12 protein-coding genes are annotated in these 14,562 nt (G+C 65.2%); 3 read left to right on the top strand and 9 right to left on the bottom strand.

The annotated features are described in order from the left end of the window. Positions 1 to 28: 28 nt before the first annotated feature. On the bottom strand, positions 29 to 1,039 hold the full coding sequence (meaB, locus tag AC3A35_RS23395; RefSeq protein ID WP_487438896.1) for a methylmalonyl Co-A mutase-associated GTPase MeaB: 1,011 nt from the start codon (positions 1,037 to 1,039) through the stop codon (positions 29 to 31). A gap of 70 nt (positions 1,040 to 1,109) precedes the next feature. Further along, complete coding sequence (gene scpA / locus AC3A35_RS23390) at positions 1,110 to 3,275, bottom strand: methylmalonyl-CoA mutase (RefSeq protein ID WP_487438894.1); 2,166 nt, start codon at positions 3,273 to 3,275, stop codon at positions 1,110 to 1,112. 309 nt (positions 3,276 to 3,584) lie between these two features. Between scpA and AC3A35_RS23385 the strand changes: the two genes are divergently transcribed. Beyond that, the gene (locus tag AC3A35_RS23385) at positions 3,585 to 4,256 is read left to right on the top strand and encodes a GntR family transcriptional regulator (RefSeq protein ID WP_487438892.1); all 672 of its coding nucleotides are present in this window, start codon (positions 3,585 to 3,587) and stop codon (positions 4,254 to 4,256) included. A gap of 52 nt (positions 4,257 to 4,308) precedes the next feature. Here AC3A35_RS23385 and paeA read toward each other — a convergent pair whose 3' ends face one another. The 4 genes from paeA to AC3A35_RS23365 all read right to left on the bottom strand — a co-directional run bounded on the left by paeA (position 4,309) and on the right by AC3A35_RS23365 (position 9,221). Then, positions 4,309 to 5,598 (bottom strand): polyamine export protein PaeA, encoded by a 1,290-nt coding sequence (gene paeA / locus AC3A35_RS23380; protein WP_487438890.1) that lies wholly within the window; start codon positions 5,596 to 5,598, stop codon positions 4,309 to 4,311. 63 nt (positions 5,599 to 5,661) lie between these two features. Further along, positions 5,662 to 7,077: a class II fumarate hydratase gene (fumC, locus tag AC3A35_RS23375; protein WP_487438889.1), complete on the bottom strand. Its 1,416-nt coding sequence runs from the start codon at positions 7,075 to 7,077 to the stop codon at positions 5,662 to 5,664. A 147-nt stretch (positions 7,078 to 7,224) separates the two neighbouring features. Then, entirely contained in the window at positions 7,225 to 8,901 is a 1,677-nt protein-coding gene (locus AC3A35_RS23370) for a cation acetate symporter (protein WP_487438888.1), read from the bottom strand. Then, positions 8,901 to 9,221 (bottom strand): DUF485 domain-containing protein, encoded by a 321-nt coding sequence (locus AC3A35_RS23365; protein WP_487438887.1) that lies wholly within the window; start codon positions 9,219 to 9,221, stop codon positions 8,901 to 8,903. Before AC3A35_RS23365 ends, AC3A35_RS23370 begins: the two co-directional genes overlap by 1 nt. Positions 9,222 to 9,470: 249 nt before the next feature. Between AC3A35_RS23365 and AC3A35_RS23360 the strand changes: the two genes are divergently transcribed. Continuing rightward, complete coding sequence (locus AC3A35_RS23360) at positions 9,471 to 10,253, top strand: enoyl-CoA hydratase/isomerase family protein (protein WP_487438886.1); 783 nt, start codon at positions 9,471 to 9,473, stop codon at positions 10,251 to 10,253. A 146-nt stretch (positions 10,254 to 10,399) separates the two neighbouring features. Here the strand turns inward: AC3A35_RS23360 and AC3A35_RS23355 are convergent, their stop codons facing one another. Beyond that, positions 10,400 to 11,872: a cobyric acid synthase gene (locus tag AC3A35_RS23355; protein ID WP_487438885.1), complete on the bottom strand. Its 1,473-nt coding sequence runs from the start codon at positions 11,870 to 11,872 to the stop codon at positions 10,400 to 10,402. A gap of 232 nt (positions 11,873 to 12,104) precedes the next feature. Here AC3A35_RS23355 and rpoH point away from each other — a divergent pair, with 232 nt between their 5' ends. After that, complete coding sequence (gene rpoH / locus AC3A35_RS23350) at positions 12,105 to 12,959, top strand: RNA polymerase sigma factor RpoH (protein ID WP_487438884.1); 855 nt, start codon at positions 12,105 to 12,107, stop codon at positions 12,957 to 12,959. A gap of 95 nt (positions 12,960 to 13,054) precedes the next feature. Here the strand turns inward: rpoH and AC3A35_RS23345 are convergent, their stop codons facing one another. Both AC3A35_RS23345 and cyoE read right to left on the bottom strand, forming a co-directional pair. Beyond that, complete coding sequence (locus AC3A35_RS23345; RefSeq protein ID WP_487438883.1) at positions 13,055 to 13,636, bottom strand: SCO family protein; 582 nt, start codon at positions 13,634 to 13,636, stop codon at positions 13,055 to 13,057. Positions 13,637 to 13,658: 22 nt separating this feature from the next. Then, positions 13,659 to 14,558 carry a heme o synthase gene (gene cyoE / locus AC3A35_RS23340; protein ID WP_487438882.1) on the bottom strand — a complete coding sequence of 300 codons (900 nt, stop codon included), beginning with the start codon at positions 14,556 to 14,558 and terminating at the stop codon, positions 13,659 to 13,661. Between the last annotated feature and the right edge of the window lie 4 nt (positions 14,559 to 14,562).

Below are 14,562 nucleotides of genomic sequence, written 5' to 3'. Positions count from 1 at the left end.
GCGGCCGTTCAATCCGGTGCTGCGTCGTTCAATTCAGAAATCCGAGGAGTTTCAGCGCCGCGACCGACGGCGTGGTGGAGCCCTGCTCCACCGCCCGCGCCAGTTCGGGCAAGGCCTGCTTCACCTGCGGATGGTTGCGGAAGCGGCTGCGCAAGCCCGCGTCGATCATGTCCCACATCCAGGCCAGGGCCTGGTGGCGGCGCTTGGCCTCGAACTCCCCCGTGCACGAGAGCGCAGCCCGGTATTTTGTCACCTGTTCCCAGAACTCGGCCACGCCATCCTGTTTCAGCGCCGAGATCGTCAGCACCGGCACCGCCCAGTTCGGGCTCATCGGTCGCAGCATGTGCAGTGCGGTCTTGATCTGCGACTTGGCGCGCATCGCCGCCGACGGGTCGATGTCGGCCTTGTTGATGACGACCAGATCGGCGATCTCCATGATGCCCTTCTTGATCGCCTGCAGGTCGTCGCCGGCATTGGGCAGCTGCAGCAGGCAGAAGATGTCGGTCATGCCGGCGACCGCCGTCTCCGACTGCCCCACGCCCACGGTCTCGACGATGATGACGTCGAAGCCCGCGGCCTCGCATGCCAGCATGGTCTCGCGCGTCTTCTCCGCCACCCCGCCCAGGCTGCAGGCCGACGGGCTGGGGCGGATGAAAGCCTGCGGATTGTGGCTGAGCTGCTCCATGCGCGTCTTGTCGCCGAGGATCGATCCGCCGGTGACCGATGACGATGGGTCGACCGCAAGCACGGCGACGCGCAAGCCCTGCCCGATCAGATACAGGCCGAGCCCTTCGATGAAGGTCGACTTGCCGACGCCCGGCACGCCCGAGATGCCCACCCGCATCGCCCTGCCGGTATGCGGCAGCAGGGCCTCGAGCACCGCCTGCGCGCGCAGCTTGTGATCCTCACGCTGCGACTCGATCAAGGTGATGGTCTTGGCCAGCGGGCGCAGCTGGCACGCGAGCACGCCCTCGACCAGGGCACGGTCGTGGGCGTCGAGGTGGGGCAAGTCTCCAGGCGGGGTCTCGGATACGTTCATTGTTTTCGGAACGGGTGCGTGGGCGGCGAAATCGGACGAGACGGGGGCGGAGCGGCCGCCCCCCGGCCCGTCAGGCTTTGGCGCGCGCGGCGCGGATCTGCTTCAGCACTTCGCGTGCGGACTTCTGGATCGGCGTGCCCGGGCCGAAGATGCCCTTGGCACCGGCGGCATAGAGCATGTCGTAATCCTGCGCCGGAATCACGCCACCGACGAAGACGATGATGTCGTCCGCGCCCTGCGCCTTGAGTCCGTTGATGACGGCGGGAACCAGGGTCTTGTGGCCGGCGGCCAGGCTCGAGCAGCCGACGGCATGCACGTCGTTCTCCACCGCATGGCGTGCCACTTCCTCGGGGGTCTGGAACAGCGGGCCGACGTCGATATCGAAGCCGAGGTCGGCGAAGGCCGATGCCACCACCTTGGCGCCACGGTCGTGACCGTCCTGGCCAAGCTTGGCGATCATGATCCGCGGACGCCGTCCTTCCTCGGCGACGAAGGCGTCGATATCGGCTTTCAATTCCTTCCAGTCGGTGTCGTTTTCCACCACGGCTCCATAGACGCCGGACACGGCTTGCGGGTTGGCACGGTAGCGGCCGAAGACCTTTTCGAGCGCGTCGGAAATCTCGCCCACGGTGGCGCGCAGGCGCACCGCCTTGACCGCGAGGTCGAGCAGGTTGCCCCCGCCGCCTTCCGCGCACCGGGTGAGCGCATCGAGCGCGGCGCTGACCGCTGCGCTGTCGCGCGTTGCGCGGATCTGCTTCAGGCGCACGATCTGCGACTCGCGCACCGCGTGGTTGTCGATGTCGAGGATCTCGATCGGATCTTCCTTGGCCAGCTTGTACTTGTTCACGCCTACGATGACGTCCTTGCCGGAGTCGATGCGGGCCTGCTTGTCGGCGGCGCACTCCTCGACTTTCATCTTGGCCCAGCCGGACTCCACCGCGCGGGTCATGCCGCCCATGGACTCGATCTCCTCGATCAGCGCCCAGGCCTTGTCGGCCATGTCCTGGGTGAGCTTTTCCATCATGTAGGAGCCGGCCCAGGGGTCGACCACGTTACAGATGTGGGTCTCTTCCTGGATGATGATCTGGGTGTTGCGCGCGATCCGCGACGAGAACTCGGTCGGCAGCGCGATCGCTTCGTCGAGGGCATTGGTGTGCAGCGACTGGGTGCCGCCGAACACCGCGGCCATCGCTTCGATGGTGGTGCGCACGACATTGTTGTACGGGTCCTGCTCGGTCAGCGACCAGCCCGAGGTCTGGCTGTGGGTGCGCAGCATCATCGACTTCGCGCTCTTCGGGTTGAAGCCCTTCATGATCCGCCACCACAGCAGGCGTGCGGCGCGCATCTTGGCGATCTCGAGGTAGAAGTTCATCCCCACCGCCCAGAAGAAGGACAGACGGCCGGCGAAGGTGTCGACGTCCATGCCGGAATTGATCCCGGTACGCACATACTCGAGGCCGTCGGCCAGCGTGAATGCCAGCTCGATCGCCTGGTTCGCGCCCGCTTCCTGGATGTGGTAGCCGGAGATCGAGATGCTGTTGAACTTCGGCATGTGCTGCGCGGTGTAGCCGAAGATGTCGGCAATGATCTTCATCGACGGGGTGGGCGGATAGATATAGGTGTTCCGCACCATGAATTCTTTGAGGATGTCGTTCTGGATCGTGCCCGACAGCTTGTCCTGCGCCACCCCCTGCTCTTCGGCGGCGACGATGTAGCCGGCGAGGATGGGCAGTACCGCACCGTTCATGGTCATCGACACCGACACCTTGTCGAGCGGGATCTGGTCGAACAGGATCTTCATGTCCTCGACCGAGTCGATCGCCACCCCGGCCTTGCCGACGTCGCCGGTGACGCGCGGATGGTCGGAGTCATAGCCGCGATGGGTGGCGAGGTCGAAGGCCACCGACACGCCCTGGCCGCCGGCGGCGAGCGCCTTGCGGTAGAAGGCGTTGGAGGCCTCGGCGGTGGAAAAGCCTGCGTACTGGCGGATGGTCCACGGCTTGACCGCGTACATCGTCGGTTGCGGGCCGCGCAGGAAGGGCTCGAAGCCCGGCAGGGTATCGGCGTGCGGCAGATCGACGGTATCGGCGGCGGTGTAGAGCGGCTTGACCGTGAGTCCCTCGGGCGTGACCCAGTTCAACCGGCCCAGATCGCTGTCCGGCGCGTGCCGGGTCGCAGCCTTCTTCCAGACGTCCAGATCGGGCTGGGGATAGGTGGGCTCGTTGGCGTTCGACATGAAAAACCCTCTCTGACACATTGGCCGCGCAAGCGGCATTGCGTTGTTTGGTGGCGTGACGCTGCACTCGGTGCGACGACGAGACCGCCCGCGTTCGTTCGCGGGCGGTCGCCGGCGCTCCACAGCGCGGCGTAGTCCCTCTCATGCTCCCCGGATCACCGACCCGAAGCCTCCCATGCTACGCCGCGCCAAGGAAGTTGACTTGTTGAAGTGGTGACATAATACTTTATCCATAATTATGAATGCAATGGGCGCGAAGCGGATCGGAAAACCGGTTATGCTTTCTCACCCCGAAAAACCACACAGGCCATGACCGCGTCCCGCATCGCTCCGCTCGCGCTATATCAGGAAGTCGCAGAACGACTGCGGCAGCGTATCTTTTCCCACGAGCTGCCCGCGGGCACCTGGGTGGATGAGCAGGCGCTGGCCGAACATTACGGCATCTCGCGCACGCCCTTGCGCGAGGCGCTCAAGGTGCTGGCTTCCGAGGGGCTGGTCACCCTCAAGCCGCGCCGCGGCTGCTACGTGACCGAAATATCGGAGCGTGATCTCGACGAGGTGTTCACGGTCATGGCGATGCTCGAAGGCGAGTGCGCGCGGATCGCCGCCAACCGCGCCAACGACGCCGATCTGGTCCAGCTCAAGGCCATCCACGCCGAACTCGAGCGCGCCGCCACCGCCCGCGACATCAACAGCTTCTTCGAAGCCAACCAGGCCTTTCACCACGAACTGCAGCGCCTGGCCGACAACCGCTGGCTGTTGCACGTGATCGAAGACCTGCGCAAGGTGATCAAGCTGTCGCGCCATCATTCGCTGTTCTCTGAAGGACGTCTGGAGCAGTCGCTGGACGAACACCGCGCCATTCTCGATGCCCTGATGGCACGCGATCCGGATGGTGCCGAGCAGCGCATGCGCGAACACATCCGCAGCGGCCGCGAAGCCCTCGCCCGCATCGCCGACGCCCGTAGCCGCGCGGCCTGAACGGAGCATACCGGCGCCACCATCACGGCGCCCGGGCCGCATCTGTCGGCGCTCAGCCCGATTCCCGCGTCACCAGCACCTGATCGATCCGGTAGTGGTCGATGTCGACGACCTCGAACTTGTAGCCCGCATACACCACGAAATCGGTGCGTCTCGGTACCTTGCGCAGGCGGTACATCAGGAAACCGGCCACCGTCTCGTAGTTCTCGAAGCCTTCGAACGCCGGGATGTCCAGCGCCTGCATGACATCCTCGATCGGGGTGACCCCGTCGACCAGCCACGAATGGTCGTCACGGCGCACGATGAGTTCCTCCTGGAAGGAACTGCCGAGATCGCCCATGACCGTATTCATGACGTCCTGCAGCGACAGCAGCCCCACCACCAGCGCATATTCGTTCACGATCAGGGCGAAGTCCTCCTTCGCGTCGCGAAAATGCTCGAGCGACTCGAACAGGGTCAGCGTATCGGGCAACACCAGAACCTTGCGTACGATTGGCTCGGTACGCAGCGACAAGTCCTGACCCTGCAGGATGCGCGGCAGGATGTCCTTCGCATCGACGTAGCCGATCACGCTGTCGATGCCGTTCTCGCATACCGGGAACTTGCCGTGGGGATGTTCGGCGATCTTGCGCCGGATACTGTCCTCGGTTTCGCTCAGGGTCAGGAACACGATGCTTTCGCGCGAGGTCATCGCCGAAGGCACGAAGCGCGAATCGAGTTCGAACACGTTCGAGATCAGGTGCTGCTCCTGGCGCAACAGACCGCCGGCCTGGGCGCCGGCGTCGGCCATGGCGACGATGTCGGCGGCGGTAATTTCCTCGATCCGTGCGCTCGGCACGCCAAGCAGGCGAAAAATGCGGTTCGCAAGACCGTTGAACACCCACACCAAGGGCGCGAAGATGCTCATGCACAGCTGCATCGGCCGCACCACGGCCACCGCAATGCGCTCGGGCTCGACCATGGCCAGACGCTTGGGCATGAGGTCGGCGAACAGCACGAAGAGCGAGGTCACGAACACGAAGGCGAGCACGAAACTCAGTGTCCCCAGCATCGGGCCGTCATAGATCAGCCTCAACGCCGCGGCCACGTGGGGCGACAGCGCCTGTTCGCCGACGATACCGCCGAGAATGGCCACCGCATTGAGCCCGATCTGGACCACGGTGAAGTAGTTGCCCGGGCTGTCCTGCAACTGCAACACCCGCTGCGCGCCGAGATCGCCCGCATCGGCCAGCATGCGCAGCTTGATCTTGCGTGACGCCGCCAGCGCAATCTCGGAAAACGAGAAGAAGGCGCTGATCGCAATCAGCACGAAGATGACGAAGAGATTGTTGAGCAAGGTCACGATGACTCCGGATTCGACAGCCGCCGGCAATCCGGCCGGCGGGAGCGCTCGCTGTCGAGTCTATCATCGTCCCGTGCTGCCCGCCTCCGGCCCCGTCATCGCCGCGGGAACGACCCAGCGATCATAGTCGTCGGCACTCAGGTATCCGCTGGCGATCGCCGCCTCGCGCAGACCGAGCCCCTGGTGATGGGCGCGCTTGGCGATCTCGGCCGCCCGGTCGTAGCCGATATGCCGGTTCAATGCGGTCACCAGCATCAGGTTCGCTTCGAGATGCGCGCGGATGCGCTCGCGGTCGGGCTCGATGCCGCGCGCACAATGCTGCTCGAAGGAGTCGCAGGCGTCGGCCAGCAGGGCGACGCTCTCGAGCACGTTGTGCGCCATCACCGGCTTGTACACATTGAGCTGGAAATTGCCCTGAGTGCCGGCGAACGCGACCGTGGCGTCGTTGCCGAACACCTGCGCGCAGACCATGGTCAGCGCCTCGCACTGGGTCGGGTTGACCTTGCCCGGCATGATCGACGAACCCGGTTCGTTCTCGGGAATGCGCAGCTCGCCGATCCCGCACCGCGGCCCGCTGGCAAGCCAGCGCACGTCGTTGGCCATCTTCATCAGCCCCCCCGCCAGGGTGCGCAGCGCGGCCGAGGTCTGCACCAAGGCATCATGCGCGGCCAGCGCGAAGAAGCGGTCCGGGGCGCTGACAAAGGGATGGCCGGTCAGTTGCGCGAGGCGCTCGGCGGTCGCGGCGCCGAAGCCCGGGTGCGCGTTGAGGCCGGTGCCCACCGCGGTACCGCCGATCGCCAGCGCGTAGAGGCCGGGCAGGGCCGTGCGCACGCCCTCGAGGCCGAAATCGATCTGGCTCACCCAGGCGCCGATCTCCTGTCCGAGGGTCACCGGGGTGGCATCCTGCAGATGGGTGCGCCCGGTCTTGACCACGTCGTTGAAGGCGACCGCCCGCCCGGCGAGGGTATCGCGCAATCGGCCCACTGCCGGGATCAGGCGCTCGTTCAGTTCAGCGACCACGGCGAGATGCATTGCGGTCGGAAAAGTGTCGTTCGAAGACTGTCCGCGATTCACGTGATCGTTGGGGTGCACCGGTTGCTTGCTGCCGAGCCTGCCGCCGGCGATCTCGATCGCACGATTGGCGATCACCTCGTTGGCATTCATGTTCGACTGTGTCCCGGAGCCGGTCTGGAACACCACCAACGGAAAATGGCCGTCGAGCCTGCCTGCGATGACTTCGTCCGCGGCATCGACGATCAGCTCACCGACCACCGGGTCGAGCTCACCCAGCGCCATGTTCGCCTCGGCCGCCGCCCGTTTGAGCAATCCGAGCGCGCGGATCATGGGTCTTTGCCAGCGGAAACGGTCGGTGCCGATGGCGAAATGGTGCAGCGAGCGCTCGGTCTGCGCGCCCCAGTAACGATCGGCGGCGACTTTGATCGAGCCCATCGAATCCGTTTCGGTACGTGATGCAGTCATGCCGGTCTCCCCGTTGTGGCTGGTAGGCATTGGAACGCCGCGCGCCCGATTCGATCCTGGAAAAAAACGACCCCGCCCGATGACGGGCATCGGGCAGGGTCGGGTCAGACGCAGGGCGGTTCACGGCCCCGCCCGTCTCAGGCTGGATCAGTGCGCGGCGGCGGTCTCCGCACCCACGCCCGTCTGTGCCCGGACGTACTGATCTTCGAAGGCTTCGATCTCCTTCCGCGCGGAAACGCTGCGGTCCAGCTTCGACACGATGAAGGTGGCGAGGAAGGCGAGCGGCATCGAGAACAGCGCCGGCTGGGTGTAGGGGAAGATCGGTGAGGCAAAGCCCAGCACATCCACCCACACCGACTTCGACAGCACGACGAAGCTCACCGCACTGAACAGGCCGAGGTAGCCACCGGCAAGCGCGCCCCGAGTGGTCAGGCCGCGCCAGTACATCGACAGGATCAGCACCGGGAAGTTGGCCGAAGCCGCCACCCCGAAGGCCAGCGCCACCATGAAGGCCACGTTCATCTTCTCGAACACCATGCCGAGCAGCACCGCGACGATGCCCAGACCGATGGTGGCGAACTTCGACACCCGCAGCTCGGTGGTTTCGGACGCCTTGCCCTTCATGATCACGCGCGAGTAGATGTCGTGCGAGATGGCCGACGCGCCGGCCAGCGCGAGCCCCGAGACCACTGCGAGGATGGTCGCGAACGCCACTGCGGACAGGAAGCCGAGCAGCAGGTTGCCGCCGACCGCCTGCGCCAGGTGCATGGCGATCATGTTGCCGCCACCGATCACCTTGCCGCCGATCTCGCCGCCTTCGAAGTAGGCCGGGTCGGTGCCGACGATCAGGATCGCGCACAGGCCCATGATGGCAATGACGTTGAAGAAGTAGGCGACGATCCCCGACGCGTACAACACCGACTTGCGCGCCTCCTTGGCGTCGGTCACGGTGAAGAAGCGCATCAGGATGTGCGGCAGGCCGGCGGTGCCGAACATCAGGCCGACGCCGAGCGAGATCGCGGTCACCGGATCGGCCAGCAGGCTGCCCGGCGCCAGCAGGCGGGTGCCCAGCTTGTGGATCTCCATCGCCCGCGTGGTCAGTTCGTCGAAGCTGAAGCCGAACTGGCTGAACGCCAGCAGCATCACCGTGGTCCCGCCGATCAGCAGCATGCAGGCCTTGATGATCTGTACCCAGGTGGTGGCGACCATGCCGCCGAAGGTTACATACACCATCATCAGCGCACCGACGACGAACAGCGCGATGTTGTAGTCGAGACCGAACAGCAGCTTGATCAGCTGGCCGGCACCGACCATCTGTGCCACCAGGTAGAAGCACACCACCGTGAGCGAGCTGACCGCGGCCATGGTCCGCACCTTGCCCTGATTGAGGCGGTACGAAGTGATGTCGGCGAAGGTGAACTTGCCCAGGTTGCGCAGGCGTTCGGCCATCAGGAACAGGATGATCGGCCAGCCGACGAAGAAGGCGATCATGTAGATATAGGCATCGACGCCCTGCGTGTACATCATCGCAGTCAGGCCGAGCAGGGTGGCCGCCGACATGTAGTCGCCCGCGATCGCGAGGCCGTTCTGGAAGCCGGTGATGCCGCCGCCGGCGGTGTAGAAGTCGGATGTCGTCTTGGTGCGACTGGCCGCCCAGTAGGTGATGCCGAGGGTCATCAGCACGAACACGAAGAACATGCCGATCGCGTGGAGATTGAGCGGCTGCTTGGTGGTGGCCTCGACCGCCGGGCCGGCCAGCACCGGGGCCGACAGCGCAAGGGCGAGCGAACCGGCGCCGATACGGGAAAGAATGGAGGCGTTCATTATTTTTCGTCCTTCCATGCCGACCGTACGATCTCGTTGTTGATCGTATCGAACTCACCGTTGGCGCGGCGCACGTACACCAGCGTCAACACCCAGAACAGGATGAACTGGAACAGCCCCAGCGCGATCCCAAGGGTCAGGTTGCTGCCTTCGAACAGGCGCATCGCGATGACCTCCGGCGCAAAGGCCACGGTCAGCACGAAACCATAAAAAACCACCAGCACGACCGCCGACAGCCGGCCTGCAAAGCGGGTGCGCTTTTCCACCAGTTCCACAAACCGCGGATTGCGCCTGATGTGTGCGTACATTGAAATAGACACTTCCATCCTCCTCGAGAAAACAACAGAAAACCGTCGCTTCCTCCACCCTCCCCCTGGTCGACCGCTCCGTCTTCTGCGCAGCGTGCCGAACCTGTAGATGATATATCATCTACAGGACTCCATACTAACCCGTATGGAAAAATCTGTTTTACTTAGTGTGTTCAAGGCAATTGTGGTTTTCCTCATACGGACAAGCCCGCGTTGTCGCCCACTTTCCTTGCGCCCACGTTGACGGAGGTCAAATGCAACATGGATAGTCAGATCATTGTCAGCCTCGCCGACCGGATCGCCACGGTCACACTCTCCAACCCGGACAAGCTCAACGCGATCAATGCCGCGATGTGGCGCGACCTGCGCTCGGCCATGGACGCTCTTGCCGCGCAGCCCGACATCCGCTGCGTCATCCTGCGCGGGGCGGGGGACCAGGCCTTCGCGGCAGGTGGCGACATCGAGGAGTTTCTGAGCGTGCGGGCCACCGTGGACGATGCGGTGCACTACCACGAGGAACTTGTTGCCGCCGCGCTGAACGCCATCCGCGACTGCCCGCTGCCGACCGTAGCCGCCATTCAGGGCGCGTGCATCGGCGGCGGGCTCGAGATCGCCGGCTGCTGCGACATCCGCATCGCCGGCGCATCGGCGCGCTTCGGCGCCCCGATCAACAAGCTCGGTTTCTCGATGTATCCGGGCGAAATGGCCGGGCTGCTGGCATTGGTCGGACCTGCAGTGGTGCTGGAGATACTGCTCGAGGGCCGCATCCTCGATGCACACGAGGCACTCGGCAAGGGCTTGCTGACACGGGTGACCGATGACGAGACCGTCATCGACGAGGCACAGGCATCAGCGGCGCGCATTGCTGCCGGCGCCCCCCTGGTTGCGCGCTGGCACAAGCAATGGGTGCGCCGCCTGATCACGGGAGCGCCGCTGACCGACGCGGAAAGACGCAGCGCCTTCGACTTTCTCGCCACCGACGACTACCGCGAGGGACTGGACGCCTTCCTCACCAAACGCAAGCCACGGTTCGCGGGGCGCTGATCGGCTTCAGCCAGACCAGTGCGGCCGTTCAGCCGGCCGCCGGTGCCCGCGTCCGGCACAGGGCACCCGGATCACCGCCTGCGGCGGACTGAAGCCCGCCCTTCACGGTGGCGTCCGTGCTGGGTGCTTGACTTGGATAACCGAATCTACGCGCGCGCCGCAAGCAACAAGGCATCGATGTCGATGGCCGCCTCGACGGCATCGGCCAGCCGGTCGAGATCGGCCTCGCGGCGCACGGCAAGATCGACCCGCACGATTTCGCCTTCGGCCCCCGCCCATGCGAGCAAGGCCGTCAGCGCATCCGGTGTATCGAACAGGCCGTGCAGATAGCTACCCAGCACCTGGCCATCTGCCGACAGGGCACCATCCGGCCGGTTATCGGCAAACCTGAGTGCCGGGCTGGCGAGCGCCGGCCCGCTCGAGACCCCCATATGAATCTCGTAGCCACGCACCACCGGCGCGTCCGCAAGACATAGCCTGCCTTCGACGTTGAGCAGCTGTTTTTCACGCTCGAGCACCGTTTCCATGTCGAGCACGCCCAGCCCCGCCACGGTATCCGGCTTGCCCTCCACCCCATGCGGGTCGCCGAGCCGCTGCCCCAGCATCTGGAACCCGCCGCAGATCCCGACCACCTTGCCGCCATAGCGGAGGTGGCGCCGGATCGCGGACTCCCAGCCCTGCGCTCGCAACCAGGCGAGATCGGCCTGCACGCTCTTCGAGCCCGGGAGCACGATCAGGTCGGCCGCCGGTATCGCCTCGCCCGGCCCGATCCAGCGGAAATCCACCTGCGGATGCAATCGCAAGGCATCCAGATCGGTGTGGTTGGAAATCCGCGGGTAGACCGGCGCGATCACCCGCAGCACCGGCATCTCGCAGCCGACATCGGCAGCCGTATCCGCGAGCGCATCCTCGGCATCCAGAAACAGGCCGTGCAGATAGGGCACGACCCCGAACACCGGGCGTCCGGTGCGCGCCTCCAGCCAGTCCAGGCCGGATTGCAGCAAGCCAATGTCGCCACGGAAGCGGTTGATCACAAAACCCTTGACCCGAGCCTGCTCCGAGGGCGACAGCAAGTCCAGGGTACCGACCAGATGAGCGAACACGCCGCCGCGGTCGATGTCGGCGACCAGGATCACCGGCACGTCGGCGGCTTCTGCAAAACCCATGTTGGCGATATCGCGGTCGCGCAGGTTGATCTCGGCCGGGCTGCCCGCACCCTCGATCAGCACCCACTCGTAGGCGGCGGTCAGGCGCCGCCACGACTGCATGACCGCGGCCATCGCGGTCGGCTTGTAGTTGTGATAGTCGCGTGCCGACAGGTTGGCCACGGCATGTCCATGGATGATGACCTGGGCACCGATGTCCGACGAGGGCTTGAGCAACACCGGGTTGAAGTCGGTCTGCGGCGCAACCCGGGCCGCCACCGCCTGCAGCGCCTGGGCCCGGCCGATCTCGCCGCCATCGGCGGTCACCGCCGAGTTGAGCGCCATGTTCTGCGGCTTGAACGGCGCCACCCGCAGCCCGCGCCGCACCAGCGCACGCGCCAGACCGGCCACCAGCGTGCTCTTGCCGGCATCGGAGGTGGTGCCCTGTACCATCAGGGCTGAAGCTTGGGTCATCGCACGGATTTCCTTGCTGGATCGGGCCCGGATTATCGCCGATCCGCAGGAAAGCGGCGCTCGCCCTGTAGCAAACGGGAAATCGGCAACGGGCGGCCGCGCGCAGGATACCGGCCGGCGCCACGGTGCGGCAGGGTCCACCCGGGCACATCGAATCCGCCGGGAACTGTTCCACCCCTTAGCACTCTCACGCAGCGAGTGCTAATATCCGGTTCGAGGAGGACTTGAATCCATGTCTCAAGCTTTAACGTTTCCCGTACCGTGCGCCACCGGCAGCATCGACCAGTACATCCAGTCGGTCAATCGGCTGCCCATGCTCACCGAGCAGGAAGAGGTGGATCTGGCCACCCGGCTGCGTGACGACGGTGATGTCGAGGCCGCGCGCGAGTTGGTGATGTCCCATCTGCGCGTGGTGGTTTCCATCGCCCGCGGCTATCTGGGCTACGGCCTGCCGCATGCCGACCTTATACAGGAAGGCAATATCGGCCTGATGAAGGCGGTCAAGCGCTTCGATCCGGCGCGCGGCGTGCGCCTGGTGTCGTTCGCGATCCACTGGATCAAGGCCGAGATCCACGAATATATCGTCAGGAACTGGCGCCTGGTCAAGATCGCAACCACCAAGGCCCAGCGCAAGCTGTTCTTCAACCTGCGCAGCATGAAGCAGGACAGCAACACGCTGAACCCGTCCGAAGTGCGCGCGATCGCGACCCGGCTCGGGGTCAAGCCCGAAGAAGTGGTGGAGATGGAAACCCGTCTCGGCGGTCGAGAAGTGCCGCTCGACGGTGGTAGCGACGACGATGACGACCGTTTCGCCCCGATCGCCTATCTGCCCGACCCGCACGCCGAACCCTCGGAAGTGCTGGAACAGGCGCAGGCCGCACGCCTGCAGGACGAAGGCCTGCGGGACGCGCTCGGAGCGCTCGACGACCGCAGCCGCGCAATCGTGCAGCGGCGCTGGCTGACCGAGGGCGACAGCGCAACGCTGCACGAACTGGCGGCCGAATACGGCGTGTCGGCAGAACGTATCCGCCAGATCGAGGCCAAGGCAATGCAGAAGATGCGTGGCCTGCTCGCCGTGGCCGCCTGAACGATCGGACGCCCCCCGGCACCGGCAGCGGCAACGCTGCCGGTGTTGATTGCGTCAGGGGTTCGCCTGGTGTCGGCCGGAACGTCGGCTGGCGCTCAGTGTCCGGCGAGAAGCTGGCGGATATCCGCCGCGATACTGTCGGCGGTTTCGCCGTGCTTCACATACAGCCGCAACTTGCCGGCAGGATCGAACACATAGGTGCCGGCCGAGTGATCGATGGTGTAGTTCCCGCCTTCGATGTCACCGCTCTTGCGGTAGAACACACGGAACTCCTTCGCGACTTCGGCGGTCGTGTCGAGATCGCCACTGAGGCCGAGAAAACGTGGATCGAACGACGGCACGTACTGCGACAGCAGTGCGGGGGTATCACGCTCCGGATCCACAGTCATGAACAGCACCTGCACCCGCTCCGCGTCCGGGCCGAGTTGGCGCATCACTTCGCTCATCGTAGACAGACTGGTCGGGCATACGTCGGGACACTGGGTGTAGCCGAAGAAGATCGTCACTACCTTGCCGTGAAAATCCGCGAGGGTGCGCCGCTTGCCGGTGTGGTCGTCCACAGCGAGTGTCTTGCCATAGTCGGCGCCGGTGATGTCGGTGGCACGAAACGACGGCGGGGGGTCGGAGCAGGCGGCGGCCAGAAATACGGCCGCCACAAGGAGCAGGGAACGCAGCATCAGGCGGGGAATTTCGTCCAGGTCAGAAACGCAGGTAGTGGTCGGCCAGCAAGGCGGCGAACAGCAATGATAGATACAGGATGGAGAAGCGGAAAGTCCGGCGTGCGAGCGCATCGCTGTAGTCCCGGTACAGCCGCCAGGCGTAGTGGATGAAGCGCGCTCCCAGCACCACTGCCGCGCCGAGATAGATCAGCCCGCTCATCTGGGTGGCGAAGGGCAGCAGGGTCACCCCGAACAGGATCAGGGTGTAGAGCAGGACCGACAGCCGGGTGTATTCGGAGCCATGGGTGACCGGCAGCATCGGCAGCCCGGCACGGGCGTAGTCGGCAGTGCGATACAAGGCCAACGCCCAGAAATGCGGCGGGGTCCACGCGAAAATGATCAGGAACAGCAGCAACGCGTCGGCGCTCACCTCGCCGGTGACCGCAGCCCAGCCCAGCACCGGCGGCATCGCGCCCGAGGCACCGCCGATGACGATGTTCTGGGGGGTGCGCGGCTTGAGGAAGATGGTGTAGATCACCGCATAGCCGACAAAGGTTGCCAGCGTCAGCCACATGGTCAGCGGATTCACCGCCTGGTGAAGGATCAGCAGACCACACCCGCCGAGCACCGCGGCAAAGCCGGCGACCTCGACCGGCGCGAGCTCTCCGCGCGGCAGAGGGCGACCGCGGGTCCGCGCCATGCGGGCATCGATGCCCTGCTCGATCAGACAGTTCATTGCTGCAGCCGCAGCGGCCACGCAGCCGATGCCGATGGTCGCGGCAATCACGGTCGCCGCCGCGGGCAGCCCCGCGGGCACGGCAAGGAACATCCCGATCACCGCACAGAAGACGATCAGCGCATTCACCCGCGGCTTGGTGAGTACGTAGAAGGCGTGCAGGCGGCGACTGGCGGAGACCTGAGCGAACGCGAGGGCTTTCATGGAG

It is taken from the genome of Azoarcus sp. Soil_N_20 (genome assembly GCF_057656155.1).
Note: the sequence above shows the minus strand (reverse complement) of the source record. Positions and strands in the feature narration are given on the sequence as shown.